The organism is Shimia thalassica, assembly GCF_001458215.1.
GTDB lineage: Bacteria > Pseudomonadota > Alphaproteobacteria > Rhodobacterales > Rhodobacteraceae > Shimia > Shimia thalassica.
This window is the reverse complement of sequence record NZ_CYTW01000001.1, coordinates 277,670-303,873: the sequence shown is the minus strand read 5'-3', so window position 1 is coordinate 303,873 and position 26,204 is coordinate 277,670. Positions and strand designations below refer to the sequence as shown.

The following is a 26,204-nucleotide window of genomic DNA, read 5'->3' as shown; positions in this document are numbered from 1 at the left end:
CGCCTTAAAGGCCGGCAATGCAACCAGATTTTGGATCGAGTGTTTTGCGCGCAATTATGCCGTGCGAAGATCAGCGTAATTTGCGTTTCAGACCGGCACTGGGTCCAGCTCTTCCTGCTCTAAGGTGAAGGCACCTTCGCAAGAAAGCCATAAAATCAGTTCACTTGCTGGAGAATTCCTCGAAACAGAGATTGCCTTGGCGATGCGAGGCTGACCATGCTCACGCGCCAGATCAGGTGACATTTGATGTAGGAAAACGGGCGCCTTGGAACTGCGTGCCACTGCATCCGCAATGGCGGCGCCAGCCATGTCGATGTCACCCCAATGAAATACGCCTTGACTAACATGCTCCGAAAGTTTGGCGATCAGTTGTTTCTCACCTGAGCCCGGCCAGCCACCTGTGTACAGGACGGCCGTATTTGGAGCCATAGCCTCTGCGATATAGCGATTGAAGCTTGCGTAGTTTTCAATGGTTACGAGAGCACGCAGCGGGGTGACTTCAAGCGTTTCGATGATGGAGGGATGGATTCCCATGTGTAATTTTTTTTCAAAATGCGCCAGGGAAAATGGAATGTCAGCCGTGAACTGAACAAGATGGGGAAACTTCTCCAGCCCTAAGTCTGATCGGATCATGTCGTCTTCAACATCGGCTCCATAAAACTCGATTGCCCGGAGTTCAGCCATGATCCGTGTTAGTTGACGCTCGATCAACTTGGAGTCACCACACTCCACCCTGGAGTATGTTCGCAGGTCTCGACCATCTGTCACATCTTTAGAGAGCGCGGCTCCGTAGGCTTTGAGGTATTCTTTGACGGGCGGAAGGTTATCTTCGCTCAAACGGTGTGGGCGCTTGTTAAGTTCCCAATGCTCCAGAAGTCTCTCCATGGCCTGTGTGGCATGTCTTCGATGTTTATCAGGCAAAGTGCCTAAGAAGCTCTCCATAGCCCCCTTGGCGCCTGTCAGCTTGCCTGCCTTTGGTTGGCGACCAGTCATTTTGTAGAGCACATCGGCATCAGCCAGGACTACACATTTCATCAAGTGAGAGAGGTCACCATTGCCCATTTCGACATGGACAGCCCCGATGCGTTGGGCGTGCTGAACAGCTTCCTGAAACCGCTTTTGCTTGGCGGGATCTCGGAACGCCTGGAATACGAACTCTCTAATCTTTGGTCCTAGTCGCCCATCCCGCTCTGCCGCCTCGTAACGGTCAAGAAGTTTGGCGAACAACTCTCCTGCAACCTGATGTCGCTTTCTCGCGCTCATTCAGCAGGCTCCGTTGAAGCATTGTTGGGTGCCATCTGGCCGATGTAGCCAGATAGCACGTTCTGACGGAAGCCAGCGATTCCAACGTGTTCTGGGTTGGCTTTGCGCAGCTCGTCTTTTGTCTTTTCGCCGATCCTCTCCACATCAATGAAGAGTTCCGGGGCGCCTGGGGCTTTGGAGATAGTGACGATGGTATCGGCCACTTCCATGAAACTGGTCCGCTTCTCTTCTGGAGCGGCAATCAAAATTTGCAGATCCAGGTCGCGGTAGAGGCGAATGAGCTCCTGCGTGCTGCGGATATCAAGCTTATTGAAGGCCTCATCAAAGCAGACGAGTCCCATGCCCATGCTTTCGCCCGGTCGCGCATTTGGATAATAGGCCGCGGCCATAGATGCAGCGATAGCGACATAGTAGGGTGTTTGCTTCTGCCCACCTGAGCCTTTGCCGATCCGATCCGTCAGGTTGCCTGTCACGGCGATGTCTGTCTTCAGGCCATCAACACCTTGATTGTCGATATCGGCATCAGTGACCTCGTCTCGGGTCATCACCAGTTCAAATTCGAAGTACTGTCGATAGTCCTCGAATTTGGCGGCGCCTTCTTCAGATTTGAAGATCTCACGAATGATCTCAACTGCCTCGTTCAGAACTTCGTCTCCACCCTCCATGAGGAGTGTTCCCGCCTTGTCTGCCTCGTCCGAGACCCGCTTTGCCATCTGGTAGAGGGGTTTCATGGTCGGATCGATCTTCCAGTCAAAGACATAGGTCATGCCTTCGAACTTGTGGCGCCGGATACGCTTGTTCAGCTTGCGCATTTCAGAAAGGGCGATCTTGAGGTTGTCATTGAGCTTGGTCATGAAAACCTCGCGCACCTCCCGACGGGTAATCTTCCGAAACTCTTCGATCTGAGTCTGATACTTTAGAAGTTCATTGTCTTCCATGTGGAGAACGTGGGACACCAGCCAGTTCAGAATGTCGGGCGCAGACTTCTTTGCAAGTTCGATGTCCTCGCCATATTCAGACAAATAGGTGGCAATGCCGCGCATCCGGCGAGCTCGGCGCCCCGCAGCTTCACTATTGGCATCAAGCTCTTCACGTTTTTCCTTGCGAAGCCTCTCAATGTTGTCGATGTGCCAGGCTTCATCCTGCCTGGAGATTTGACCAAGGCGAGCGGTCAGCGCCGCGATGGAGCGACCCCTTGCAGGGTGGTCCATATGATAGAGGGCATTCCGCCACCGCATATTTTCCGGGCCCTTGTCGACCTCTGCAAGGTTATCGCACTCAGCCTGATGCCGCGCACGAGCACTGTCTTCCTCACGGACCTTTTCGCTCGCCCTCGCCTGCTCTCTGATCAGCTTATTCTTGCGATCCTCGAGATCTCCATCTCTGTATATCTTGAGCTGATTGATGTTCGCGCCATGTGTTTTGATGTCAGCAATCAGCTCACGCTCATCATCTGAAAGCTCTGCATCACGCTCATTTTCGAGGTTTTTGAGGGTCTTGATGCCCTCTTCGATTTCACCAATAAAAGCCCCGGCGGCCCCTGGATCGAGTTGACCAACTGAATGGAAAATCGAGGCCCCACTCTTCAGTCTTTGGATGTCAGTCTTGCGACGTTCGATTTGCGATGTCAGATCCTGAACCTGTGTCTGGAGTTCATACATGAGGCTTTCTTGGGCAACCCTGCCCAGAATAGGAGAACCCATCCGGTTCACGCGAACAGAGAACCCTTGGCTTTGGGATCCGTCCTTCATGATTGCGTCCGACTGCTGCTTCAGCTCGGCGAGCGTATCGACCATTACTGTCCCGCCGAACTGCGAGTCCAAGAACTTTCTGATCAGGTCATTGTCTGTCTCAAGGATCGAAACGATGGCATTGGATGCTGCATTGCGTAACCCCTTGCCGCGTGCGAGCTTTTGCGTGTTGATCAGGCGAACCTTCCAGTTGCGGTGTTCGCGCTCATACCCGCGGCCGGTAGCCTGTTTGCGGTTCCGAAGAATTTGATAAGCCTGGTCAAAGTTTTTCGGATCGACATAGACTGCCTGCTTGAAGGCTCCAAGCCGTGTCTCAAGTGCTCGTACCCAGTCTTCCATGCCTGGAGTGACCTCCACCATCATAGGTAGGGCTTCAGCAACGATACCTTCCTCAACAAGATACTCGATGAAGTCTTGAACCTGTTGATCCATGCCCTTTCCACCCTGCTCACGAGACCGCAGTTGGCGCAGTTTTTCGGAACGTTGATCTTCAGTCTTTCGCTGCTCAACAACCATGTCTTCGTATTGAGCGTTCAGCGAGGCAACAACTCTCTCAGTGTCACTTACGGTCGTAATGAGCTTGGAGATCTCAGCAGTATCTACAGGTAGGGTTCCAGAGCCGGTAAATTCTCGTCGAATTTGCTCCAGACGCTCAGCTGCAATCTTCATACAGCCCGCCGATGCAGGCAGAAAGCGCTTCAAATCATCGATGTTACGCAACGATGCTCCCTGCTCCAGAATTCCCTTGAGCTTGCCAGCGGAGATTTTGACATCCTTTTCCTGACTGGCGATCCTGGCTTCTGCAACCGCCTGCGATTGAGTGTAGCTGGAGGCCATGTGCTGCTCTCTTTTTGCCTCTCGAGCGGCCTCTTCACGTTCAATTTTTTGGTCAACACGAGACCGCTCTTGAGAGAGATCAGCCAGGTCAACATCGGCCTGGCGCGCTTTACCTCTGGCTTCTTCGCTTTTGATTTCGGAGATCTGCGCTTTGGACCAGGCTGCCTGATAGGCGTTCTCCTGGGTTGTGAAAATCGACTCTGCTTCGCTTGCGTAGGCAGCACGCAAAGAGCGCGCGTCACCGATCTTCTTTTTCAGTGTCTCCAGTGAATCTGAGATCTCATCCCAGGTTTGAAGGTTGGAACGCAGTCGATCAGTTTGGATGGGATCCTCATCCAGAACGAAAGTCCGCACAAAATCTGTCGGATCCTTGATTTCCTGAAACGCGATGGCATTGCGGAAACGACGGATGTAGTCATCCGCATTGGGAGTGGCGCCTTTAGGGCGCATCGCGCGCAAGTAGTTCTCGATAAAGCCTTTGGCAGAGTTGTTGTGCACCGAGTATCCACGACCTGATTTTTCGCGAACGCGCTCCAGGATAATCTCCGGGCTATCAACGACAAGCGTGCCATCTGCTTCCCGGTCTGCAAACTCCTCAAAGGAGAACATCGTGCCCTCTGCGATGAAGCGACAGGTGGTGTGCTCACGAGGTTCATCCTTATCGGCAAACATCGTGATGCCGACCGCGCATTCCGCATTCAGTTTGTCATCTCGATAGCTCAGGACAAGCATGCTGTGACAGGCATCCCTAGTCACACCAAGACGGATGGTGTCTTCTGTAACACCCAGGCAGTATTCCTTGACCGAGCGGGTCGATTTAATCGAACTGGCGGCCCGGTTGAGACTCAGCTTTGATACCTGATTACCCGTCTTCACGGTTTGAATGGCATCCAGAAGTGTCGATTTGCCGGATCCCATCATTCCGATGATGGCTGTGATGCCGTCAATTTCGATATCCTCCAGATCGAGGAGGTTCCAGTTCATCACGCTGATACGCTTGAGCTCAAACATCAGGCATCTCCTCGGCAACCTTGGAGTTGCTCATCTGGGTGTCTTCTTCTTGGGGAATGTCGGCATGCAGGTCGTCGAAGAAGTTAGTCTCTAGGACCTCTTCTTTTTTTGAGGTGTTCAGAGCTTTCTGTCGAACAGCATCTTCAGCCGCGACGCGGTTCTTCTCGATGTTTACGAAGACATCGCTTTCAGGGTCCTCGGCATCCAGGAAGATCTCGATCTCCTTCACGAGGTCAGGTGTAACCAGATGTTTGATTGCCGGCATAATCGTGACCGGGATGATCTCCTCTTCACGATCTTCCTCGCCAATCCGGACAAACCCCTTGGTTCGCCAAAGATCCATCATTTCCTTGAGGCGGGATTTACTCGGGGTGTTTCCGCCACCCAGTGTGGTCAGGCGATCAAGCAGGGAGTCGGTATCGATCAGGATGCGACCAAGATCATCCATTTCACCGTCGCGGGAGCTTTCTTCCCACATGATGCGCAACGTCAAAAGAAGGAGGCTTTCGTCTTTTTTAAGTTTTCCGCGTCGTGTGGCGCCATCGACGTTGCCCGGCATCACGATGATGTATTCGTAGATCGAGTCAATCAGGAGGACGTAGCCCAGCCCATGCATGAGGCGGTCGAAGTAGGGTTCGTGCCGACAGATTAGACGGTAGACGCTTTTATGGCGGTCATCAGCATGTAGAACCTGCCGCTCAATGAGTTGGCGGGCTGCTTTCTGGAACTGTTCAACGATTAGGTCATCGTCATCCTTCGTTATATTGTCGCCTCCTTGTTGGCGGTACTTGATTTCGCGGTCGAGAGCGCGCTCGAAGTCATCCAGCATCATCATTGTGAAATCTCCAATGTTTCGGCGCGTTTTTTAATTTCGAAATCGGAACAACTAATCCACTCGTTCTGAAGTGGAGTTGGGAGCCGCTTGATCTCTACTTCTTTAAGGTCATCGGGGAAGATCGTCTTGATGATCAACAGGCGTTCAAAAATGAAGAACTCATCCAAAGAGCCAATCTTGATGTCAGATGCCCGAATAGAAATCTCCTTGCCCATTTTGACATCAAGGAATTGCCGAACCCGATCTGGGTTGACCCGTGTCCGATCAATATAGTGACGCTTGGCGGCCTCATAGGCCACTAAGGCTGGATCCTTCATACGCTTTCTTGCGATGACCGGCGCCGGGATCTTTCGTGGTGGCCGTGATTTATGCAGCGAGCCGCGGTCATAATGAGGAAGCACATCCATTACGTCATATCTGACTGGAAGCTTACATTTACTGGTAAGCTTCGACCGCCCCAGACGCTTGGCGGCATCGATAAATTGACCTGTCTGGTCATCCCCCATGCGGCTAAGGAAGCGATTGATGTTGAGTACGCGCCGCTCGATACGAGAGTTGGTTGCCTCGATCATATCGATGTGGCTGTCGATACTGCTGAAGACCTCTGAAATCGTACTCAGAGAGTTGATGATGTTGTCTTCAGCCTCCTCCAGAGAGGGGGCTCGGCCTTCGCGAACAAAGGCCGAGGAAAGCACGTTGATAAGAAGGGCGTCTTCCATCATGGCGCGTACATCTTCAACGAGGTCATGGCGAAACCGGTAGGGGCTGTTTTCACCGCGGAGCTTTCTGAAGTCCGCGATGTAATTATCGGTGATGTAGTTGTGGAAGAAAGCGTCCATCATGCCGGATACACTGGACTGACCCTTCATACTCTGCTCGACCTTGCGCATAGCGCCAACAATTGCTCGTAGATTGGTCATGAAGCGCTCAGCGTGCGCACCTGCCCAGGTCAAGTTCTCTGATGTGCTTTCCGGGTCGCGACGAACTGCGTCTATCAGGGTTTTCACCTGAAGGACTTCCCCGCCAAAGGAGCGAACCTTTCCGGATTTGATGTCCAGTAATGCTTGAAGCAGAAGGCGCGCTTCACTGTTGAGGTCAACAACGGTTCTGAGGCCATCCCGGCCTTCCTCCAGCCACTTGGATTTCACAAGGTGGCGGTAGACCGCGTAATGTACCGGCCCATCTAGGAGACCTTCTTCGCTGGAGAGGCTGGCTTGCCATTCACGTGCCAGGATGAAGTCTTCAATGGCGCGCTGAACCTGTTTCTTGCGAATGGTTTCCGCCGCAAAGCGAAACACCTCGGTTGCAAGGTATTCGACCAAGTCCGCATAGAAGGTTGCGTTTTCGGTGCTGAAGATCCTGAACTGACTTGGCTCCAAAGAACCGAATATCGAAGCAACCATCCGTTACCCTCTTCTAATCGTAGTGACGCGGCCTGTTACTACGCGCTCACCTGATTTGACATTTGAGGGTGTCAAAACCTGTCACACCCTGACGACCCAACTAAAACCAAACTCTTGACGATCAGAACAAAATGGGAACAGAATCAAATTGGTGCCGCAAAATCAGAACACCGCGACTCGTCGGATGTGTAGTGCCTGACGCGAACCCCAAAAAATCGACTTGCCGGTTTACAAAGTACCCGCCGCCAGAGGTATTAACTCTAGGCCAGATATCAACCTGTGCATGAAACTCTACTCCGTAACGAACTGAGCTACCCCCAATGTTTGGACAGTTTCCAAAGTAGTTTAAACTATTCTCTGCTCCTGCTCGTTAGTTTGTGTTTCGTTTCTTCTCAACCAATAGACCACGGCTGGGGGTTTTCCGGAAAGCCGTGGACCGAGAGCATCCTCGGAGCGTTTCTCAAAAAAGCAGGGGTGTCAGACGTCACACACATATCATCAACCTCAAAGCGGCGGAGCCCCTTCAGTGTTGACGCTGGGTTGAACGCAAATGACCCTCCTGAAACGAAAGTTGCACGGCATTTACAAACAGGTTCTGGGCCGAATCCCTATCAATCGAATGCGCTGCCATTTCCCTAGCCAAAGCCCGGACAATAAGCGCCGTGGCTTCGGTAAGGCCCACGCTGTTGGCCTTTGCCGTAAACACCGCGGCCTCGATGAACCCATCCAGCTTGATTTGCAGCACTACTTTCCTTCGCTTGTCCAGATGATTGAAATCACTCATATCGCCTCCCCAATGCCTTCCTATGTGTTCCGTCATATTTCGTTGTGATGGACTGCCAGTCATCGATTGGCAGCCAAAAGTGCTTCGGCAAGCTCCAGCGTATCATCGGGCCAAAAGGCTTTTGGCCGGGGGTGACGGATACCCTTGCCTTCGATTGGCCGGCACGTAAGGACGGCATTTCGCCATTGCAATGGAACAGCATCACGACCTTGCCTGGCACCAACAAGCGCACCACAGATTGCCGCATTCGTATCTGTGTCCCCGCCTTGAGCTACCGTGCTTACCACAGCATCACGAAGAGATTTCCCAGCCATCAAACAATAGAACGCATTTTGAAAGGCGGTCAGAACCCAACCCATCTGATGCTGATACTCAGCCGGGCGTTTTGTTCGGGCATCGATGAGGCGCTTCCGAACCACATCTCCTCCGCTATTCTCTCCGGAGTAGGCGTAAGCAGCAGACCACATTTCTTCTTCGTTAGCTCCGGCGGTGCCAATCGAGATCGCTGCTGCAAATGCCGAATTTGCCGCCACGGTGACGCGATTGGGGTGCGTCAGATGGGCGTCCTTTCGAGCAATCTCTGAGGCCAATTCCGGATTTCCATGTGCAAAAACACCGATTGGGCTGGCTCGCATCAAGGCCCCGTTGGCTTGGCTATCGAAAGAAACATCGCTTCCAGTCTCTAGCGCGGAAATAGCCCGACTAGTGGTCATCCCGATGTCGAACGGCCTCGAGCGACGCCAGTCAATATATGACTGCTTTACGTGCTCTGTATCGAAACACTCCTGTGCGCACAGGCTTCGGGCAAGTGCCAAGGCCATTTCGCCATCGTCGGTCGGTTGCCCTGCAATCAGGTTCCAGGTCCCACCATCGCTAAGCTCAACGACGCCTTCCGGGTGCTGGTGCGCAATCGTGGCCGCATCCTGAAACTCTACGAATGATCCCAAGGCATCGCCTGCCAATTGACCCAGCAACGTACCCTGCGCTCGAGCAAGAGTATCAGCCATTTGTATTCGCACCTTCGGACTCGCAGGGGTGCGCCTTGATTTGGGATGCGGCTCTATTTTTGCTGATTTCAACCTTTCTACGATATCAGGCGCCCCCGCAATGACTCCATTGAACGTTTCCGATTTGTAGTCGACTACCCGGCCATTCCTCTGGGTGAGCGTTTTGCCAGCACCGATAAGAAGAGCATGCCCTCCGGCAATGTCCCAGGGGGCAAGGCCATTTACCAAGCTGATTGCGGCGTCAATTTCGCCAACAGACGCCAATGCCAGCCGATATGCGGGACTGGGAAGAGCCCTTACGCGAGCTCCCCCTAAGTTTACATGGTTCGCAAAAGCATAGTCCGCGGCATCTGCGTTCAGCCCAACAATCAGCTGTTTCCGATCCATCGTTGGCTTGATGGTCAAACCGTTGCGCGTGAGATCTTCACCTCTTGCCCAGCAGATCAAGTCACCCTTGTCATCAGGAGCAGTCGGGGCAAATACAACTCCTAGAACAGGCTCATCGTTTCTAAGAAGTGCCACCGAAATTGCGGATCCTCGCAACCCTTTCATGAAGTCGGCTGTTCCATCATGCGGGTCAACAACCCATGTGTCAGGCCCGTGAACTTCAGTTCTTTCGGTTTCTTCACCCAGCCAGCTTGCAGGATGAAGACTCACCAACTGTGCCTTCAAGAAGGCTTCCACTTCGTTATCTATCACTGCCTTGTGCAAAGTGCCCCGTGGACCAGCGGGACGATGAAACTCGGCCCGGATCATAGCTCCGGCAGTTTTCACAACCTCGGCGGTTGTGAGTAGTAGGCCGGAAAGGTCTTGGTTGGTGCTCTCTGTCATTTTGGATACCCCTTGATTTGTTTCGATTGGCACCAACCTAAATTGTGTTGAGACCGTCTGGGGGATACCTCGGGATTTTGCGGATGACTGACCGAAGAAAGAGGAAAGCCAAATGACAAAAGCTGTTGGGTTCTATTGGACATTACCCGTGACGTGGGCCCAGTTCACTGACCTGCCATCGGATGTTGAGGCTGCGGCAGCTGAGAGCAATACAATTCGCTATCAAATGCAGATGATACGTCGCTATGCGAAAGACCATGGCTTTGGCCTGATCCGGGAAGAAGTGTTTCTGGAGATTTCACCAGATCGAGGCAGTGTTCACATTCAGGATAGCCTTGAAGCGCTGGAAGATACTTGCAATGCGGCCGATGCAACGATTTTGATCGTCGACTTTTCGATGGTTCAGAACTGGCGCGGGCATGGTTACTTGGACAGTTGGTTTGAAAAAACAGATATTCCGTTCATCCGGATTCCACCTGATCCACTTCTGACCGCAGATTGGTCATTTGATCCAGGAGTACATTTCGGAAAATGGCGGAAGCGGCACACTGAATGGATGGGGTCAAAGCTAGAACGTGAAGCCGCGGCGAGCCATAGGGCTTTGGAACTGAAGGCAAAGGGTTTGGGTGTTAGCGCGGTAGCAAAGCAGCTCAACACCGAGAAAATTGCCTCCTCTACTGGAAAGCCGTGGACCGAGAGCAACCTCAGGGCATTTCTCAAAAAGCAGAGGTAGCCAGAGGCCCACTGGGCGTCCCGTCGCGGGAAGCTCTTGATGGAGACGGATTGGTCGCTACCCTATCAAGTACACTTTCTCGAACTCGGACTTGTCCAATTCCAAATCGATGCCATCCCAAAAAGCGAAGCCGCTGCCGGCCAAGTAAATCGAACTCCAAAATTCTGTGACGAGGCAATCTTCAATTAGATTTGGAATGTACAAGCGTTCACCTGGAATTGGGTCAGTAGGCAAAACAGAGGTGGTCGCGGAAATCGGACCAGTTGTTAAGGTGGATCGCATGATGAAAGTGACGATCCCAAATGAAGAAACGCAAGAACCACTCGCCTGAGTTCAAAGCTAAGGTTGCTCTTGAAGCGATCCGCGAAGAGATGACGCTGGCTGAACTGTCCAAGAAATACGGTGTGCATCCGACGCAGATCGGGACTTGGAAACGGGCAGCTATAGAGAACATGGCGACAGCATTTACACGCCGGGGTGCTGCCCCCGAGCAGATGAGTGCCGCCGATGTAGATAAGCTGCATTCCAAGATTGGTCAGTTGGTGGTGGAACGGGATTTTTTGACCGAAGCCTCGCATCAGTTGCTCGGGACGCGAGGCAAAAAATGGTGAGCCGGGATCATAAGTTAAGTATGCGTAAACAGTGCGAACTGTTGCAGCTGTCGCGGTCACGGCTTTACTACCAGCCTGTCGGTGAAAGCGCCGAGAACCTGCGGTTTATGGAAATGATAGACAAGCAGTTCTTGGAAACGCCTTGGTACGGATCGCGCCAGATGGCCCGGCATATGAAACGCAATAACCATAAATGCGGCCGTCACCGGGTTCGCCGTTTGATGCGGCTCATGCGCCTGGTGCCCATCTATCAGGAGCCCAACACCAGCAAGAAGCATCCGCAACACAAGATTTGGCCTTATCTTCTCAGGAACGTCGTGGTCGACCGACCAAATCAAGTTTGGTGTGCGGACATCAGTTACATCCCAATGCGTCGCGGCTTCCTGTATCTGGTCGCAATCATGGATTGGTACAGTCGCAAGGTGCTGGCATGGCGATTGTCCAATAGCATGGATGCTGACTTTTGCGTCGAGGCATTGAAGGATGCGTTAGCCAAGCATGGCAAGCCGGAAATCTTCAACACCGACCAAGGCAGCCAATTTACCAGTGGGGCATGGATCGATAGGCTAATCGACGCAGGCATCAAGATCAGTATGGATGGTAAAGGCGCGTGGCGCGACAACCGGATGATTGAGCGGCTTTGGAGGTCGCTGAAGTATGAATGCGCCTATCTGAATGCCTTTGAGACAGGATCAGAAATGCGGGCAGGTATCGGCAAATGGCTGACCTATTACAACGCTGAGCGCCCGCACTCGACCCACGGCATCTTGACCCCTGACGAGGCCTATGCAAGCAAAGCCGAACCAATGAGACTAGCAGCCTGAACTGAAACCCTGATCCATCTTAACAAGGCTGCAAACTGGTCTAAAACCTAGGACCACCTCTATGGCACCTGGTGCGGTCTTTGTCATAAGAACATTTGAAAGAATTGGCCGCTTCAGCATGCGAGATTTCTGGCGCACTTGCTTCAAAACTTGCACAGACGCAAGCGCATCCATTCGAGAGCTGCTGCAAGGTGAAACAACAAAATCACTTACGAGGACAGCGTCAATGAGAGACGCATCGTCTGATCCTTCGACATCAATGAGCAAGAAATCTGACTGAAGTGCGAGGCTTTCAGCGGCATCCGTCAGTTGATCTTGCGGCACAGCGTAAACTTGCAAATTCTTCGGCAAAGGTTTCAGTAGAGCCCAACTTGTCAACCAGTTCTTCGGGTCCGTGTCCATGACTTTGATGTTCCAGCCACTTCGGGCGAGTTCGAGCGCAAGTACTGCACAGGAGGTTGTTTTTCCGCTGCCTCCTTTGGTCGAGCAAAATGAAATGGTAGGCATTGTAATTTCCTTTCTTCAAAAACCTAAAATCAACTTACCAGCAACATGATTTCGGAAAGATTTAAGAAAATTGGATTTGATAGATTTTGGATGCCAAACAAAGAAAATCGAAGACATTTCTTGAAATGCCAAGCAAAGGCACGAGTTTCCATTTCGGGACTTTCCAATGCTTTTCAAAACAAGTCTTTCCAAGCCTTGCCTTTGCATGACTTGCATTTCAAATTCATGGAAAGGTTAAGGAATCCTGAAGGTTGACGACATTCAACCCTTTGCGTTCTCGAATAAATTTCTGCGAAACCTTTTGCTGCAAAAACGCTCCCGTCGGCAATTCCGCCGGCCAAAAAAACAAGAGCCGCAAAGGCCGGGTAAAGACTATGAATACATTGCAAAACATGTCCTTAACGCATCCCCCGTTTGACGGCTCAAGGAGCAGTCAAAATGGGCGAAACCCACAAAACAAGTTTTCAAGAAAATGGATCCAACAGAGTTACGGTTTTAGAAGCGACAGGACACAAACTACTTACCAAAAGATTTCACGAGGGTGGTTGTGACCAGTATGCGCGAGCCAAGTACTTCAAGCATGACTGTGTTTCAGTATCCAGCTTGTCAGATCTCGCGAGCCTTCTCCAAGATTTGGAGCGGCGGACGAACAAAATGATAATAATGGGATCGGTCAAATCCGAATTCCAGAATCAAGAGAGTATTCTTCGTCGTTCAAATGAGAAAAACGGGCATCCGGCAACGCTGGAAGACCTTGGATCGCGTGCAATTCATTTTGATATTGACGAGCTGGAAAGACCTGCGAATTTAGGATGGAATGATCCAGAAAGGCTGGCTCAGTGGACCTTGTCTCGAACCTGCAATCGGCTACCGATTCTCAAATCCGTGTCAGCCTTTTGGCAAGCGTCGTCAAGTGCCGGGGTTCCAGGCAAAGATCATCTGGCAAAATTTCATTTCTGGATGCTTGCTGATCGCCCCCTTAAAACACATGAGCGCAGATTTCTGTTTGAAACCGTTGGCAGCGACACGCAATTGGCTCTGATTGCACAACCAAATTACACTGCTTCTCCCACTTTTGATGGCGTACCCGATCCTCTTCAAGGCTTGCAGCGATCAGGGGTGTTCAAGAAAGAAAAGGATTTCCTTGAGACCTCTTCCATTAGCTTTCCAAAGGAAAACAAGAAAACACAAGGAAAGCCAAGGATTCCAAAGTCAAGGCAAGCAAAGGCTACGCTTTCAAAGCAAAGCATTGCTTTGGGAAAAACAACTGAAGATGGCCGGAACATCCTGTCGGCAACTTGCTCAAGACTTCACCAGGGCAAGGACGCAGGAAACACAGACATCTACAACGAATCCCAAGTGATCGGTGGATATGTTGCTTCTGGTGAAATTGCGTTCAACGACGCCCTCGACCACCTACTATTGGCCGCTTCGAAAACTGGTCATGAACGCTACGAAGAAGCCGTCAGAAATGGCCTGAACACCGGTTTAAGTCGCCCTCTTTCAACCAGCACAGATTTCACCGCAACCACGCCCTTTTACCCGGCTTCCGACATCGACAGGAAAGAAGCCATTTCTTTGCATTTCAAGACAATCAAAGACTGGGGAAGACTATCCAAGGCTTGGCTTTCAAAAACAAGGAAAGGCTTGGAGGAGAATGACTTGGCTTCACCTTCAAGAATTCTGCTTTCCGGCGCCCAAGGCGTCGGCAAAACAGCGGCTCTCGTCGGAAGACGTGGTCAGCCAGGGTTCCTACATGAAGCCCACGGGTTGGTTTGCCTGATGCTTCTGCCTGATCACAACAAAGCTCAGGAAGCTTATGGCGATTATCTGACAAATACGCCTCAGGAAGCGCCCCCAGCCATCACGCTTCTTGGTCGGGATCGTCTCGATCCAGAGATAGGAGATCGGTCGACGAAAATGTGTCTAGCCTTTCCGGCGGCAAAGCAACTTGCGCAGCATGGAATCTCAGTTCGGGCCAACTTGTGCAAACTTTGCCCTCATTCTGATAGTTGTGGCTATATGAGGCAAGAAGCACAAATTGCACAGCACTTGAAGGCCAAGCAAGGTCTGGTCATTTTCGCGCCGCACGAGTTCGGATATCTACCTCTTCCAGCTGAAGCAAAGCCGGACTTGGTCGTGTTTGATGAACGACCAAGAGATTTTGCGGTTGAAGACACGCACGTGTCGCTGAGTGAATTGGTGGATTACCTTATTCCGCCGTCAAACAGGCCTCAAAGTGGCGATGACCTTCGGGACGTACAAGTCGGCGACTCTTTTCTGGCTCAAGACGACGCCATCCAACCGATTAAGCAAGCGCTGCTCAAAGTGGCAGGGCTCAATCCACATCGTGTTTCGCTGGCAGCTCTAAAGGCAGCTGGTGTGACTTCGGAATTACTTGACGTAGCAATTGAAGACCTAAAAGGGTTCAGGTCTAGTAATGTCAAACGCGTTGTTTGGAAAACCCTTGGCCGGGAAGAGCGGGATACCTGCGCCAGTGATCTCGCTTCTTTGGCATCCAAATTGGAAGTCTTGCCGGCGAATTCAGCTCGTAGACTTCAGATTCTGTTTGAATGTTTGCGAGCCGAAATGGACGCATCTCATGAATTCGTGACTTCAGTTTTCAAGTGCGGGAAGTACCCCAAATCCTCTCAAAATGAGCCAGGCTTAATAGCTGTGAGGGTGAAGGAACTGGCGCATGGAAGCAGCACCCCCTTTTTGCACCTTGATGGCACTGCGGATATGGACCTCGCTAAGATTGCATTTGGGAACGACCTGGAATGCCATCACTATCCGGTAGAAAGGCATGCACATGTCACACAGATCGTTGGCTGCAATTTTGCGAAGCGCAGACTGATTGAAGACAGCGGGAATTGGTCACGTCTTTCCGACAAACAAAAAGCCGAAAACCGAAACTTGAAAAAGTACGTTGTAGACGTTTTGGATAGATATCCAGGTGCGGCGGTCTTCAGCAACAAGAGTATCGTTCAATCATTGACAGTAACTGATGCCGCCAGAATGGGGCACTTTGGGGCTCTCCGGGGCCAGAACAGGTGGGAAGACAGGGACTCTGTCATTGTCATTGGTCGGGAACAGCCTAGCCCTCGGGACGTTGAGGCTCGAGCGAGAGCCTATGCTGCGGCTGCTGGAGATGCGTTCGTTTCTGGTGACTTCAAACAAGTTTCAAGGGGTATCCGGTTAAGGGATGGAGTGAAATCAATCGAAGTTTTTGCTCACCCTGACAAATGGGGAGATCGAATTCTGCGGCAAATACGTGAAAAGGAAATCGAACAGGCGATTGATCGCATCAGGTTGATACATAACCAGAATAAGAAATCAGTTTTTCTTCTGAGTCCTGTAGTGATTGATATAACGGTTGATGCAATCAGCAAATGGGGTGATTTCAAAAAGGGTGGCACACGCATCGAAAGAGCAATCCGCGAGCACGGGCTGGTGTTCCTATCACCATCAGATTGTGCAAGGTACATGCCCCACATTTGGAAATCCAAACAACTAGCCAGCCTCGACCTCAAGCACGCGAAGGCAATGTCAAAAGAGCCATTTAGATATATTCTACATGGGGAAATTGACGGGGAGCACCCACTCGCTTTGAGCTTCAGTTTGGATGCAACACTACACAAGAATTCTCGTGCGATAAAAGCGCTTGCATTCGTCGATGCATTAAACGCGATCAACGAGATTGAAGTTCTGACGGGAACAAAACCCTTCATCTCCGAGAAGCCATAGCTTTCACTTAGCAACTTCGGCCGATCAACCCAATTGCGCCGAACGAGGTCGCTAAACAAGTCGTTGCCATTACGCCTCAAACCAATCTTGTCCCTTGCCACGGTTTCCATAATTTCCGTTGAAAGGGAGACCAGAATGCGCGCATGCGGCCTTAGACTTTACAAGGACAGAGTCCTCAGCGGACCAGATCAGCCGATTTGGTCCGCTATTAAAGATATGGGCGAACATCGCTTTCTCGTTCTTGGGCAATTCGAGCTTTATTCAAAAAAGGAATACGGCCTCTTTCTGGAGTTCTTTCGAAGCGACAAGAACGGCACTGGTTACAACCGCGGAAAACTAGAAACACTAAGGCATAGACTGCGAGCAACCGATCCACATTTGTTCGGCCATCTAAGGATCTCGGATGAGATCGTTGCCGCAGCCGCTTGGATATGTCGTGGTGACGAAAAGCAAAACTACTTTCACCTTACACTTCTTTGATTATAAACGCGGCCAAACCTGACGGCGGCACCTTCTTGATCTTCAATGCCAACCAAAAAGTCAGCTCAATTTGCCAACTCTCAGAAGTGGGCAGTCGGGGCTATCTGCAAAAACAGAGACCGCTCAACCAAACGCCTGGATTGCCTTCGAGTGCGTATGAAAGAGATTTGTTAACCTCACAAAAAGACGGATTAACATGAGATCAAAGTGGTACGGTGGTGGTACAGCATTGATTTTCACTATACCTCGGCTAAGTCATATCATATAAAATTGTTTATTTTCAGTGGCTTAGTGGTGCCCAGGGGCGGAATCGAACCACCGACACGAGGATTTTCAATCCACTGCTCTACCCCTGAGCTACCCGGGCACGGGTGAACGTTTACGTTCGGGTTGCGGCGTTCTATGTCAGCCGAAGTAGGGTGTCCAGAGGTATTCTGCAAAAAAATCAGTGTAGGGTGCTGTTTTGTTTTGCGATCTCTTCAAATGCTTCAATTTGCTCTTCCGGATCCTGCGACGGGACGGAATATACCCCGTCCAACCACTTGCCCAAATCCACATCCGCACAGCGTTTAGAGCAAAAAGGGCGATAGGCTTTGTCGGTTTCTTTCTTGCAAACCGGGCAGGTCATGACAGGGCATCCAGAATGGGAAGACGCGACCGCTTGCGTTGCAGTTCATAATGACCAAGCGGTGTCCAGCCGACCATCGTCGTATCAATCTGATCAGCGCGCAAAGACGTTCTAAGCGTGCTTTCAAAGGCACGCCGATCTTTTTTGGGCATGGGTGCCAGATCAAGCGTAATCTGCCCGCCCAGTCCGCGCAGGCGCAGTTGGCGGGGCAAGGACCGGGCCGTGGCCATATTCGCCTTTAGGCCGGCCGCAGGCGATGTGTCGCCACCGGTGTTCACATCCACGGCGACAAGCGCACGCGTGGGTTCGATAAACATCGATGCGCCACTTCCAAGGGGCACACGGATCGATTTTAGATCTTCCAGCGCATCCAGCACACCGTGAGTGTCAAAACTGTCCTCACGCGTGACAATTTCTGCGGTATCCGTCCATTCGCGCCATGCCTCGGTATGGGGAGTGTCGCCTTCGACGAGCAACTCAGCAGGCCCTTCGGCATCCGCCATCACCTGACGTGCAAGCGACAACATCGCATCAATATCTTCCGCGATCTCGCCGACTTCGCCTGTGGCACAGGAAGATCGCAGGATCAGGCCCATATCTTCGTCGTCGTCCATGACCTCGTTCACGATGCCCAAAAGCATGTCACGCAGATCGTCGTCTTTGATCGAGCGGCTGATATTGCGGCCCGGTGCACCGGGAGTGACAATGGCATAACGGCTTTTAAACAAGACCTTTTGCGTGACAGGGATGGCTTTGCCATCTTCGGCGTATCCCGTCACCTGCACCAAAAGGGGCTGGCCCGGCGCCAGTCCTTTGACCTGACGCAAGAATACCATGCCATCAGGCGACTTGAGGAACATGCCCCCCTGCCCTTTGACGGGTCGATCCGCAATCGCACGGTAGATTGTCCCAGGATTTGGCGCATCATTTTCAATCAGCACATCTTCGAGACGTCCGTCCACCATCAGGGCCGCAGCTTCGCGCCCGTTCAGATGGTCAAGGATGATCTGTGAACCCTTCATGGTGTTTCCTTGTAAAGAGGATACCCCGCAGCCAGCAAAAGAGATGCTGTTTCGGCAACGGGAAGGCCAACAATTCCTGTAAAAGAGCCGCTGATCCATGGCACGAATGCGCCAGCAGGGCCTTGGATTGCATAGCCGCCAGCCTTGCCTTGCCAATCATTCGAGGCAAGGTATGCATTCAATTCATCGTCTGACAAGCGCTTCATTTTGACAGCGCTGACAACCGTCTTTTCCCAAAGCTGATCTCCGCGTCGCAATGCGACCGAGGTGATCACCTGATGGCGCCGACCACCAAGAGCAATGAGAAATTCGGCAGCTTCGCCTGCATCCTCGGGTTTCCCCATGATGCGGCGGCCCAGGGCAACTGTTGTATCAGCGCACAGAACGATATCTTGTGCATCCGACACCACAGCCATGGCCTTTTCGCGGGCAATACGCTCGCAATAAGGGCGGGGCAGTTCGCCTTTGAGAGGGTCTTCGTCGATGTCGGGCGGACGAATATCATCCGCCACTACACCAATCTGAGCAAGCAATTCCTTACGGCGCGGACTACCTGACCCGAGGATAAGTTTCATGCCATCGGTCCTGTTCTACGCCACGTCAACGACGATGGAACGCTTATTTGAAGCGATAGTTAATCCGTCCTTTGGACAGATCATAGGGGGTCATTTCGACTTGAACGCGGTCCCCTGCAAGAACACGGATGCGGTTTTTGCGCATCTTGCCTGCCGTATGTGCGATGATCGTATGGCCATTTTCAAGCTCGACCAGAAATGTCGCATTTGGCAAGAGTTCCTTAACGACACCGGGAAATTCGAGCAGTTCTTCCTTGGCCATGTTTTCTCCTTCACATTACACCCGCCCGAACGCGGGCTGCCCCTAAATGGTCGCAATCCGCCTGATTTTCAAGGGCGTTTCTCACTTCATCGACAGATATGTGACCTCGCTGTCACGTGGGGATTGTTCGGGCCAATGGGATCGGTGCAAAACACCCCCATCCGCACGCACGTGCGCGACCGCATCAAGATCGACATCCGCATATGTCCATCCGGGCTGGTTCAGCGACCCTTCGGCCAGAACACCGGTCTCGGGGAACCCGATATCTGGCGGGCCAAAGACCCCTCCCATGCCTGTGTTTATGTCAACGGCTTCGGACCATTCAGCCGGCCCGACAAGAGAGGCCATGACCGTCACGCACTGGGCCTCCATCGCACGCGACATTGCACCGATTCGCACCCGCCAGTACCCGCTCAACGCTTCTGTGCAGGATGGAACAAGAATCACATCACACTCGGACAGGGCCCGCCCAAGCAACGGAAACTCGCTGTCATAACAGATCAAAACGCCGATTTTGCCCAAGCTGGTTTCAAAAACCTTAAGCGGCCCGCCGGGCACCATATCCCAAGGTGTACGTTCACACCTTGTCAGAATTTGCTTGTCCTGATGTTCAACCTTTCCGTTTGGCGCAAAAAAGTGAGCGCGATTGACAGGGCGATCCCCTTTGTCAAAAACGGGGCCTGATCCGCTCAGGATATGCACATCAAATTGGCTGGCCAGATGGGCGTGAAGGGCATTGGACTCGGCCATCCGGTCCGAAACCGCGTGAAACGATGTTTCCACCTCTTTGGCAACATCGGCCCCAGCAAGGGATGAAAGCTCCATCGCAGCATATTCCGGAAAAACAAGAAGGTCCGCGCCGTGACTTGCAGCTTCGTCAACCCAGCGAAATATCTTGTCTTCATACCCCGCCCAGCTTTCGAAAAAATCCAGTGGGTATGCTGCCGTTGCGACTTTCATAGAGGCCTCCTGTTTTCCATATTCAGAGCTTACGTCTTTCGATATTCGCCTGTCACGCCCAAGCCGTCATTGCGGCACAGCGTCCGCAAGCGCGGACGGCATTCCGGGCGGCCGTCACAAATCCCTGATCCAGAATTGCAAAGGCTTGAGGGTTTCGCTGTCCGCACCCAGATCTTTCCATGCGAAGTGAGCGATCACGCCATCCATTGGCGCATAGCCTCTTCGTTTCCAGAAACCGTTTAGGGGCACATAGTCTGGCGGGCACAAGGGGTGCTCCTCTGGCCGCAAGACGCCGCAAAAAGCAGACTTTTTGAATCCGAGGTCCCGCGCATGTGCTTCTCGCAAATCAAAGAACGCGTGCCCTATGCCTTGTCCGCGATACTCTGGCAACAAGACAGACTCGGCTCAATAAAACACATCAGATAACCTGATGTCGCTGTCACCAAAAGCCGCTGAGAAATCATCCGAGTGGTCCGACAACGGCGTCCCTGTTGCTGCTCCGACCAGCCGGTTTCCGTCAAAGGCACCAACAAGAACGGCACGATCGCTTTCACGATAAGCGTTCAGATACGTTCGCTCGTACTCCAGATCTCCGTCATACAGGTACGGAAAGGCCCGGAACACGTTGATACGAAGAAGCGCCACGTCATCCAGCGCCGTATCCAGCGCACTCCCTTTCAGAACGCGTGTCTCGATCATGAGACCTGCGCAATCCAGTCATTCAGATTGTAATAGGTCGTCACGCGGGTAATTTTGCCATCTTTCAACGACACGAACCCGCCCCCTGGCAAGCGATAGCTTTGCCCGCGCGCCTCAGGAAGGTTTCCGTCAGTCTTGAGATACGTGCCGTTCACGACAAATTCGGCCGCACCGCGCGTTCCATCCGTGTTGCAAAAGACAACCACATCGGTCAGCTCTTCTTTGTAACACTCCGACATATGCGCACAGAATTCGGAAAACGCCTTTTTGCCATCACGGCGTGCACCTTCGTTCACATCATGCACAAAGTCATCGGACAAACAGGCCACCATGCCTGCAATATCTCCGGCGTTGAACGCGTCGTAATACTGTTGAATGATCTGGATGCTCATAAGGGTCTCGTCAAAGTTTGTTTTCAAAAAACTAGACCGGGAATTTGTGATTCTATCGACGCTTTGCGACAGATCACCCTCCACAAACGCATCACGCTTAACGCGCAGGCCCCCAGCGCCCTACGAGGCGCGCGATGATTTCTTCCCGGGAAACGCGATAAGCCTCGAGACGGGCGTCGCGGGTTTCGCCAAGCCCGCAAGGATCCGAGATCGGCCAATATTCAAGCTCACAATGGCTATAACGTGTGAGGTCCTGAACTTCGCGGCGGCTGGCCGGGGTCAGGGCGACGACCAGATCAAACGAGGAAATCGGGTCGCCCCATTTTTCCATCTCTTCAAAGCTTCGCGACCGATGACGCGACAGTTCCACATCGATTTCCTGACAGACGGAAATGGCAAAGCCATCAATCTCGAGATCATTCTTGATGCCGGCAGACTGTACATAGGTGTCTGCGCCATAGAATTTTTTCATGATGCCTTCAGCCATGGGAGAGCGCACCGCGTTGTGATCGCAGCAAAACAAAACCGACTGTGGCAACTCCTCTCCCAAGACGTGATCAGCCCCCGAAATGCAGCACGCAAATCAGCGTGAAAAGGCGACGCGCCGTGTCGTGGTCGACGTCGGCCTTGCCTTCAAGCCGCTCTGCCAGAATTCTGGCGCCCTCATCGTGGATACCGCGACGCGCCATGTCGATGGTTTCGATCTGGCTGGGCGGCATGTTTTTTACAGCATCAAAATAGCTTTCGCAGATGGCCCAGTAATCTTTGACCACCTGACGGAAGGGCGACAAGGACAGATGGAACTCAACCGCTTTGTCGCCGTTCTCGGTCGAAATATCAAAAACAAGCCGCTTTTCACGGATCGATAAATCAACGGAATACGGGCCCGGAGGCACCATACGATCATCGCGTTTCGGCAAATCAAAGCGATTCGACTCAAGAAGGTCGAACATTGCCACCTTGCGCTCTTGCTCAATCTCCGGCGTCGGAGGTGGCAAGTTGCGATCATCAATCTCAATTCTGCTGATGTGGGACATAGGTTTTACTCGCTTTGAACTCGCCTGCATGAATACCCGAAACGGCCTTGCGGAGCAATGCCGCGCTGCAGCATTTATTCGTTGAGCGCATCCAGACGGGCCCGGACAGACAGACCGTGGGCCTCAAGACTTTCACTAGTGGCCAACCTTTCCGCCGATGGTCCGATCGCACGCAGCGATGCAAGAGTCATCTTGGACAGCGTGGTCCGCTTGACGAAATCCATCACACTCAGGCCAGAAGAGAACCGTGCCGACCGCGCGGTTGGCAGCACGTGGTTCGGCCCGCCGACATAATCGCCAATCGCTTCGGGCGTATACTGCCCCAGAAAAATGGCACCTGCATGGGTGATTTCTTCTGCCAGACCGTCGGGATCCTGGACACAAAGTTCAAGGTGCTCGGGCGCGACACGATTCGACAGCTGCGCGGCTGCCGAAAGATCCGACACCGTGATCACGGCGCCATAGTCACGCCAGCTTGCACCCGCAATCGCGCGTCGCTCAAGAGTTTCGAGGCGTTTGTCTACTGCGGCGGCAACCGCTTTGCCAAAGGCTTTGTCGTCCGTGATCAAAATGGATTGTGCACTTTCGTCGTGCTCTGCCTGTGACAGCAGATCCAATGCGATCCAGTCCGGATTGTTGTCTTTGTCGGCGATCACAAGAATTTCCGACGGGCCGGCAATCATATCGATGCCAACTTTGCCAAAGACGCGCCGCTTTGCAGCAGCGACAAAGGCATTACCCGGTCCGGTAATCTTGTCCACAGGCGCGATGGTCTCGGTTCCATAGGCCAGTGCGGCTACGGCCTGCGCCCCGCCAATGCGATAAACTTCATCCACGCCAGCCAACCGCGCCGCCAGCAAGACAAGCGGATTGGCCTGACCATCCGGAGTGGGCACAACAATTGCCAACCGCCCAACACCGGCAACCTTGGCCGGGATGGCGTTCATCAAGACCGAGGACGGATAAGAGGCAAGGCCACCCGGAACATAAAGGCCCGCCGCCGATACCGGAGTCCAGCGCCAGCCCAAGGTTGCACCGCTCTCGTCGGTCCAGCTGGCATCCTCGGGCATCTGACGTTCGTGATAGGCACGAATGCGTGTTGCGGCCAACTCCAGCGCCGTACGGTCTTCTTGGGACACCTGTTCGCAAAACGCATCGATTTCTTCGGCTGAAAAGACCAGTGTTTCCGGCGTCAGATCAAGGCGATCAAATTTCGATGTCAGATCAATCACTGCGGCATCGCCACGCGCCCGAACATCCGCAATGATTTCGGCAACAACCGCATCCACATCCGGGCTGTCTTCCCGTTTTGCCCCCAACAGGGCTACAAAACGCTCTTCGAAATCGACTGCAGAAGCATCAAGAAACTGGGGCATGGAGATCTCCTTCAGTGCGCTCCATAACGCCCACCCGCCTCATTCTCAAGCGTTTACGAGGTCGCGGGATTTCGACGCATAGACCAAAGCCCCAAACCCGCGCAAAGCAATGCAACACCAGAGACAAGGGTGCGGGCAATATTCCAAAACTGCCAAGGGCCGGAATAGTTGGTCCAGACGGCGATCGCATCAGCCTCGGGAAGAGGAAGTGAAATTTGGGCGAGGGCCTCGTTCATCGGCACATTGACCATCATGGTCAGCATCATCCCCCCGAACAGATACAAAAGGCCCCCCAGAGAGAAGCAGACCGCAGAACGCGTTTCGCGAAGGCGAAATGCCAATAGGCCGGTCAACAGCATTACAAACGGCGTACCAAAGAACGCGGGTGCAAAAACCGCATTCCGCACCGAAGCATTCATGGCCTGCATCGCCGCAATCGCGGTGTTTGGGGGCAGCGCATCCAACCCCCACATGGTCGAACATACCCAAGCGTAAAAGAAACCAAAAATGCCCCCGGACAGGAGCAAAGACAAAAAGGCCGAGAAGGGAAACAAAAAGCGCATATTTAAAAATCCATAACTTATCCGTGTTCTCCTTTTACGGAGAGACATGACGTTTCCGTCACAGAAAATGGAAAAAACCTGCCCGCATCCTGTTCTAATCAGTCGAAAATCGAGGAAACTGCGTCAGGCCCCGTGATCAGGAACCTGTTTTGAGGGCGCGACATAGGGTTTGGTCACATCCTTGAGCGTAACATCCAGTGCCTCGACAGACAGGCGCAATGCGCCGTCACCGGCCAAGGTCAACAGAACTTCGCCCGATGCATCCTCGCCTTCATTGAAGGACACCGAAAGCAGTGACAGGATCACTTCCTTGTCCGAGCGATCCACCCCTTGCGATGCCACATTCATGACGTTGTCGATCACCAACAGGGATTGCACGCGTTCGACCGCGCGGCCGCGTTGATTGGCTGCGTCGACATCTTCCCACCGAAACCGATTCACAAGAAGCGCAAACCGGCGGTCCGCCGGCATCCATTTCATCTCAGTCACAGGAAACACGGCATCCTGCGCCAATGAGGACAAAACCTGCAAATCCTCGACGTCCAATGCGCCGAGATTCAGAGGAACTTCACCACCGTCTTCGAATTTAGCGTCCATGCTCATTACGATTGTACCCGCTCAATATGGGCCCCGAGGTTGCCCAGTTTTTCTTCGACCCGCTCGTAACCACGATCAAGGTGATAGACACGGTTCACAATGGTTTCACCCTCGGCCGCCATCGCAGCCAGAATCAAAGACACAGAAGCGCGCAAATCGGTCGCCATAACCGGCGCACCTTTGAGACGTTCAACACCGTGCACCGTCGCGGTGCCGCCATGCACTTCGATATTCGCCCCCATACGCATCAACTCGGGTGCGTGCATAAAGCGGTTTTCGAAAATCTTTTCTTCCAAAACAGACGTGCCTTCAGCAGTGCACATCAAGGCCATCATCTGGGCCTGCAAATCGGTCGGGAAGCCGGGGAACGGTTCGGTCACGACATCCACCGCTTTGACGCGCCCACCCCGACGGGCCACCTTGAGACCGTTCGCTGTTTCCTCGACGTGAATACCAGCGGCATCCAGCTTTTCACAGAAAGAGCCGACAAGAGAGATGCTGCCGCCAAGACACTCGACCTCACCACCACAAATCGCGGGGGCCAGCATATAGGTGCCGAGTTCGATTCGGTCGGTGACAACAGGGTGGGTCGCACCGTGCAGGCGATCGACGCCCTGGATTTCAATGCGGCTTGTGCCATCCCCGTCAATCTGGGCACCCATGCTGCGCAGGCATGTGGCCAAATCCACAATCTCGGGCTCGCGCGCGGCGTTGTTGAGAACCGTTGTGCCTTTGGCCAGAGTCGCCGCCATCATGATGTTTTCAGTGGCGCCCACGGATGGGAAATCAAGGTCGATCACCGCGCCTTTAAGCCCACCCGGCACCTTGGCGTGAAGATATCCTTCTTTCAGTTCGATCTCCGCGCCCAGTGCCATCAGGCCTTTTTCATGCAGGTCCATCGGGCGGGTTCCAATGGCGCATCCCCCCGGAAGAGACACAACGGCCTGTCCCAAACGGGCCAGCATTGGCCCCAACACAAGGTTCGAAGCACGCATTTTCCGCACGATGTCATAGTCGGCGACATGGTTATCAAGGTTGTGGCTCGACATCGCGAGCACCTTGCCATCTTGCAAGGTGCTGACTTCAGCCCCCAAAGACGACAGCAATTCGGTCATCGTGCGGATATCCGACAGGCGCGGCGCGTTGGTCAATGTAAGCGGTTCTTCGCTTAGCAAAGTCGCAGGCATGAGTGTCAGGCAAGCGTTCTTCGCGCCGGCAATGGGGATCTGGCCGTTCAACTCGCCATTCCCGCGTACAATAATCGAATCCATTTGCTCTAGCCTTTTTTGTTTTTGTCGCTGTCCCCGACGCCGTCAGAAGTCGCACGTGCGCGTGCCTGGGCCTTTCTACGGCCCATATTAGACTTGAGCGCGGCCTTCAAACGATCTTCGCGAGTTTGGGCCTGAGGCTTCGGTTTGTTCGGGGGTGCATTACGTTCCATGCATCTTCATTACATGAGCAGAAAAAAA

Annotated in this window: 22 protein-coding genes, 1 tRNA gene and 1 pseudogene; 3 read left to right on the top strand and 21 right to left on the bottom strand. The window is 52.8% G+C overall.

The annotated features are described in order from the left end of the window. Positions 1–87: 87 nt before the first annotated feature. The 6 genes from PH7735_RS01400 to PH7735_RS01375 all read right to left on the bottom strand — a co-directional run bounded on the left by PH7735_RS01400 (position 88) and on the right by PH7735_RS01375 (position 9,722). Positions 88–1,263 carry a Wadjet anti-phage system protein JetD domain-containing protein gene (locus PH7735_RS01400; RefSeq protein WP_058309551.1) on the bottom strand — a complete coding sequence of 392 codons (1,176 nt, stop codon included), beginning with the start codon at positions 1,261–1,263 and terminating at the stop codon, positions 88–90. Further along, the gene (locus PH7735_RS01395; RefSeq protein ID WP_058309550.1) at positions 1,260–4,862 is read right to left on the bottom strand and encodes an SbcC/MukB-like Walker B domain-containing protein; all 3,603 of its coding nucleotides are present in this window, start codon (positions 4,860–4,862) and stop codon (positions 1,260–1,262) included. The genes PH7735_RS01400 and PH7735_RS01395 overlap by 4 nt, the downstream gene beginning before the upstream one ends. Next, a complete protein-coding gene (locus tag PH7735_RS01390) occupies positions 4,855–5,697 on the bottom strand; it encodes a DUF4194 domain-containing protein (protein WP_058309549.1) in 843 nt (280 codons plus the stop codon). The genes PH7735_RS01395 and PH7735_RS01390 overlap by 8 nt, the downstream gene beginning before the upstream one ends. Beyond that, a complete protein-coding gene (locus tag PH7735_RS01385; protein WP_058309548.1) occupies positions 5,694–7,100 on the bottom strand; it encodes a Wadjet anti-phage system protein JetA family protein in 1,407 nt (468 codons plus the stop codon). Before PH7735_RS01385 ends, PH7735_RS01390 begins: the two co-directional genes overlap by 4 nt. Before the next feature lie 523 nt (positions 7,101–7,623). Beyond that, positions 7,624–7,884 (bottom strand): hypothetical protein, encoded by a 261-nt coding sequence (locus tag PH7735_RS01380; protein ID WP_058309547.1) that lies wholly within the window; start codon positions 7,882–7,884, stop codon positions 7,624–7,626. 59 nt (positions 7,885–7,943) lie between these two features. Then, complete coding sequence (locus tag PH7735_RS01375) at positions 7,944–9,722, bottom strand: inositol monophosphatase family protein (protein ID WP_082645097.1); 1,779 nt, start codon at positions 9,720–9,722, stop codon at positions 7,944–7,946. A 112-nt stretch (positions 9,723–9,834) separates the two neighbouring features. On the opposite strand from PH7735_RS01375, the gene PH7735_RS01370 reads away from it, so the two are divergent. Continuing rightward, positions 9,835–10,455, top strand: a complete 621-nt coding sequence (locus PH7735_RS01370) for a recombinase family protein (protein ID WP_058309545.1) — start codon at positions 9,835–9,837, stop codon at positions 10,453–10,455. Positions 10,456–10,757: 302 nt separating this feature from the next. Further along, positions 10,758–11,890, top strand: a protein-coding gene (locus PH7735_RS01360) for an IS3 family transposase (protein WP_370737382.1) whose coding sequence is annotated in 2 segments (ribosomal slippage) — positions 10,758–11,018 and positions 11,021–11,890 — 1,131 coding nt in all. Because the reading frame shifts where the segments join, the coding sequence is not laid out codon by codon here. Here the strand turns inward: PH7735_RS01360 and PH7735_RS01355 are convergent. After that, positions 11,879–12,397, bottom strand: a complete 519-nt coding sequence (locus tag PH7735_RS01355; RefSeq protein ID WP_082645096.1) for a ParA family protein — start codon at positions 12,395–12,397, stop codon at positions 11,879–11,881. The genes PH7735_RS01360 and PH7735_RS01355 overlap by 12 nt on opposite strands. 438 nt (positions 12,398–12,835) lie before the next feature. On the opposite strand from PH7735_RS01355, the gene PH7735_RS01350 reads away from it, so the two are divergent. Next, positions 12,836–16,144, top strand: a complete 3,309-nt coding sequence (locus PH7735_RS01350) for a hypothetical protein (RefSeq protein ID WP_058309541.1) — start codon at positions 12,836–12,838, stop codon at positions 16,142–16,144. A 772-nt stretch (positions 16,145–16,916) separates the two neighbouring features. On the opposite strand, the gene PH7735_RS01340 is transcribed toward PH7735_RS01350, so the two are convergent. The 14 genes and pseudogenes from PH7735_RS01340 to murA form a co-directional block, all read right to left on the bottom strand. Then, positions 16,917–16,991, bottom strand: a tRNA-Phe gene (locus PH7735_RS01340). 78 nt (positions 16,992–17,069) lie between these two features. Next, on the bottom strand, positions 17,070–17,252 hold the full coding sequence (locus tag PH7735_RS01335) for a DNA gyrase inhibitor YacG (protein ID WP_058309539.1): 183 nt from the start codon (positions 17,250–17,252) through the stop codon (positions 17,070–17,072). Then, entirely contained in the window at positions 17,249–18,274 is a 1,026-nt protein-coding gene (locus PH7735_RS01330) for a ribonuclease E/G (RefSeq protein WP_058309538.1), read from the bottom strand. The genes PH7735_RS01335 and PH7735_RS01330 overlap by 4 nt, the downstream gene beginning before the upstream one ends. Next, positions 18,271–18,849, bottom strand: coding sequence for a Maf family protein (locus PH7735_RS01325; RefSeq protein WP_058309537.1), 579 nt, complete (start codon positions 18,847–18,849; stop codon positions 18,271–18,273). The genes PH7735_RS01330 and PH7735_RS01325 overlap by 4 nt, the downstream gene beginning before the upstream one ends. Positions 18,850–18,892: 43 nt before the next feature. Then, positions 18,893–19,111 carry a translation initiation factor IF-1 gene (gene infA, locus PH7735_RS01320; RefSeq protein ID WP_058309536.1) on the bottom strand — a complete coding sequence of 73 codons (219 nt, stop codon included), beginning with the start codon at positions 19,109–19,111 and terminating at the stop codon, positions 18,893–18,895. Between the two features lie 81 nt (positions 19,112–19,192). Further along, a complete protein-coding gene (locus tag PH7735_RS01315) occupies positions 19,193–20,071 on the bottom strand; it encodes a carbon-nitrogen hydrolase family protein (protein ID WP_058309535.1) in 879 nt (292 codons plus the stop codon). 114 nt (positions 20,072–20,185) lie between these two features. Next, positions 20,186–20,770, bottom strand: a pseudogene (locus PH7735_RS01310) (GNAT family N-acetyltransferase). Beyond that, positions 20,767–21,162, bottom strand: a complete 396-nt coding sequence (locus PH7735_RS01305; RefSeq protein WP_058309534.1) for a ketosteroid isomerase-related protein — start codon at positions 21,160–21,162, stop codon at positions 20,767–20,769. The pseudogene PH7735_RS01310 and the gene PH7735_RS01305 overlap by 4 nt, the downstream one beginning before the upstream one ends. Before the next feature lie 97 nt (positions 21,163–21,259). Next, positions 21,260–21,712 (bottom strand): arsenate-mycothiol transferase ArsC, encoded by a 453-nt coding sequence (locus PH7735_RS01300; RefSeq protein ID WP_058309533.1) that lies wholly within the window; start codon positions 21,710–21,712, stop codon positions 21,260–21,262. A 7-nt stretch (positions 21,713–21,719) separates the two neighbouring features. Then, positions 21,720–22,199, bottom strand: a complete 480-nt coding sequence (locus tag PH7735_RS01295) for a UPF0262 family protein (RefSeq protein WP_058309532.1) — start codon at positions 22,197–22,199, stop codon at positions 21,720–21,722. 74 nt (positions 22,200–22,273) lie between these two features. After that, positions 22,274–23,575 carry a histidinol dehydrogenase gene (gene hisD, locus PH7735_RS01290; RefSeq protein ID WP_058309531.1) on the bottom strand — a complete coding sequence of 434 codons (1,302 nt, stop codon included), beginning with the start codon at positions 23,573–23,575 and terminating at the stop codon, positions 22,274–22,276. Between the two features lie 53 nt (positions 23,576–23,628). Continuing rightward, the gene (locus PH7735_RS01285; RefSeq protein ID WP_058309530.1) at positions 23,629–24,138 is read right to left on the bottom strand and encodes an anthrone oxygenase family protein; all 510 of its coding nucleotides are present in this window, start codon (positions 24,136–24,138) and stop codon (positions 23,629–23,631) included. A gap of 123 nt (positions 24,139–24,261) precedes the next feature. Then, positions 24,262–24,741 carry a DUF2948 family protein gene (locus tag PH7735_RS01280; RefSeq protein WP_082645095.1) on the bottom strand — a complete coding sequence of 160 codons (480 nt, stop codon included), beginning with the start codon at positions 24,739–24,741 and terminating at the stop codon, positions 24,262–24,264. Next, positions 24,741–26,006 (bottom strand): UDP-N-acetylglucosamine 1-carboxyvinyltransferase, encoded by a 1,266-nt coding sequence (gene murA, locus PH7735_RS01275; RefSeq protein WP_058309529.1) that lies wholly within the window; start codon positions 26,004–26,006, stop codon positions 24,741–24,743. The genes PH7735_RS01280 and murA overlap by 1 nt, the downstream gene beginning before the upstream one ends. Positions 26,007–26,204 lie beyond the last annotated feature (198 nt).

Excerpts from the sequence above, each read along its gene's own strand:
- PH7735_RS01400 (WP_058309551.1), bottom strand. The coding sequence starts at position 1,263 with ATGAGCGCGAGAAAGCGACATCAGGTTGCAGGAGAGTTGTTCGCCAAA.
- PH7735_RS01395 (WP_058309550.1), bottom strand. The coding sequence starts at position 4,862 with ATGTTTGAGCTCAAGCGTATCAGCGTGATGAACTGGAACCTCCTCGAT.
- PH7735_RS01390 (WP_058309549.1), bottom strand. The coding sequence starts at position 5,697 with ATGATGATGCTGGATGACTTCGAGCGCGCTCTCGACCGCGAAATCAAG.
- PH7735_RS01385 (WP_058309548.1), bottom strand. The coding sequence starts at position 7,100 with ATGGTTGCTTCGATATTCGGTTCTTTGGAGCCAAGTCAGTTCAGGATC.
- PH7735_RS01380 (WP_058309547.1), bottom strand. The coding sequence starts at position 7,884 with ATGAGTGATTTCAATCATCTGGACAAGCGAAGGAAAGTAGTGCTGCAA.
- PH7735_RS01375 (WP_082645097.1), bottom strand. The coding sequence starts at position 9,722 with ATGACAGAGAGCACCAACCAAGACCTTTCCGGCCTACTACTCACAACC.
- PH7735_RS01370 (WP_058309545.1), top strand. The coding sequence starts at position 9,835 with ATGACAAAAGCTGTTGGGTTCTATTGGACATTACCCGTGACGTGGGCC.
- PH7735_RS01355 (WP_082645096.1), bottom strand. The coding sequence starts at position 12,397 with ATGCCTACCATTTCATTTTGCTCGACCAAAGGAGGCAGCGGAAAAACA.
- PH7735_RS01350 (WP_058309541.1), top strand. The coding sequence starts at position 12,836 with ATGGGCGAAACCCACAAAACAAGTTTTCAAGAAAATGGATCCAACAGA.
- PH7735_RS01335 (WP_058309539.1), bottom strand. The coding sequence starts at position 17,252 with ATGACCTGCCCGGTTTGCAAGAAAGAAACCGACAAAGCCTATCGCCCT.
- PH7735_RS01330 (WP_058309538.1), bottom strand. The coding sequence starts at position 18,274 with ATGAAGGGTTCACAGATCATCCTTGACCATCTGAACGGGCGCGAAGCT.
- PH7735_RS01325 (WP_058309537.1), bottom strand. The coding sequence starts at position 18,849 with ATGAAACTTATCCTCGGGTCAGGTAGTCCGCGCCGTAAGGAATTGCTT.
- infA (WP_058309536.1), bottom strand. The coding sequence starts at position 19,111 with ATGGCCAAGGAAGAACTGCTCGAATTTCCCGGTGTCGTTAAGGAACTC.
- PH7735_RS01315 (WP_058309535.1), bottom strand. The coding sequence starts at position 20,071 with ATGAAAGTCGCAACGGCAGCATACCCACTGGATTTTTTCGAAAGCTGG.
- PH7735_RS01305 (WP_058309534.1), bottom strand. The coding sequence starts at position 21,162 with ATGAGCATCCAGATCATTCAACAGTATTACGACGCGTTCAACGCCGGA.
- PH7735_RS01295 (WP_058309532.1), bottom strand. The coding sequence starts at position 22,199 with ATGTCCCACATCAGCAGAATTGAGATTGATGATCGCAACTTGCCACCT.
- hisD (WP_058309531.1), bottom strand. The coding sequence starts at position 23,575 with ATGCCCCAGTTTCTTGATGCTTCTGCAGTCGATTTCGAAGAGCGTTTT.
- PH7735_RS01285 (WP_058309530.1), bottom strand. The coding sequence starts at position 24,138 with ATGCGCTTTTTGTTTCCCTTCTCGGCCTTTTTGTCTTTGCTCCTGTCC.
- PH7735_RS01280 (WP_082645095.1), bottom strand. The coding sequence starts at position 24,741 with ATGAGCATGGACGCTAAATTCGAAGACGGTGGTGAAGTTCCTCTGAAT.
- murA (WP_058309529.1), bottom strand. The coding sequence starts at position 26,006 with ATGGATTCGATTATTGTACGCGGGAATGGCGAGTTGAACGGCCAGATC.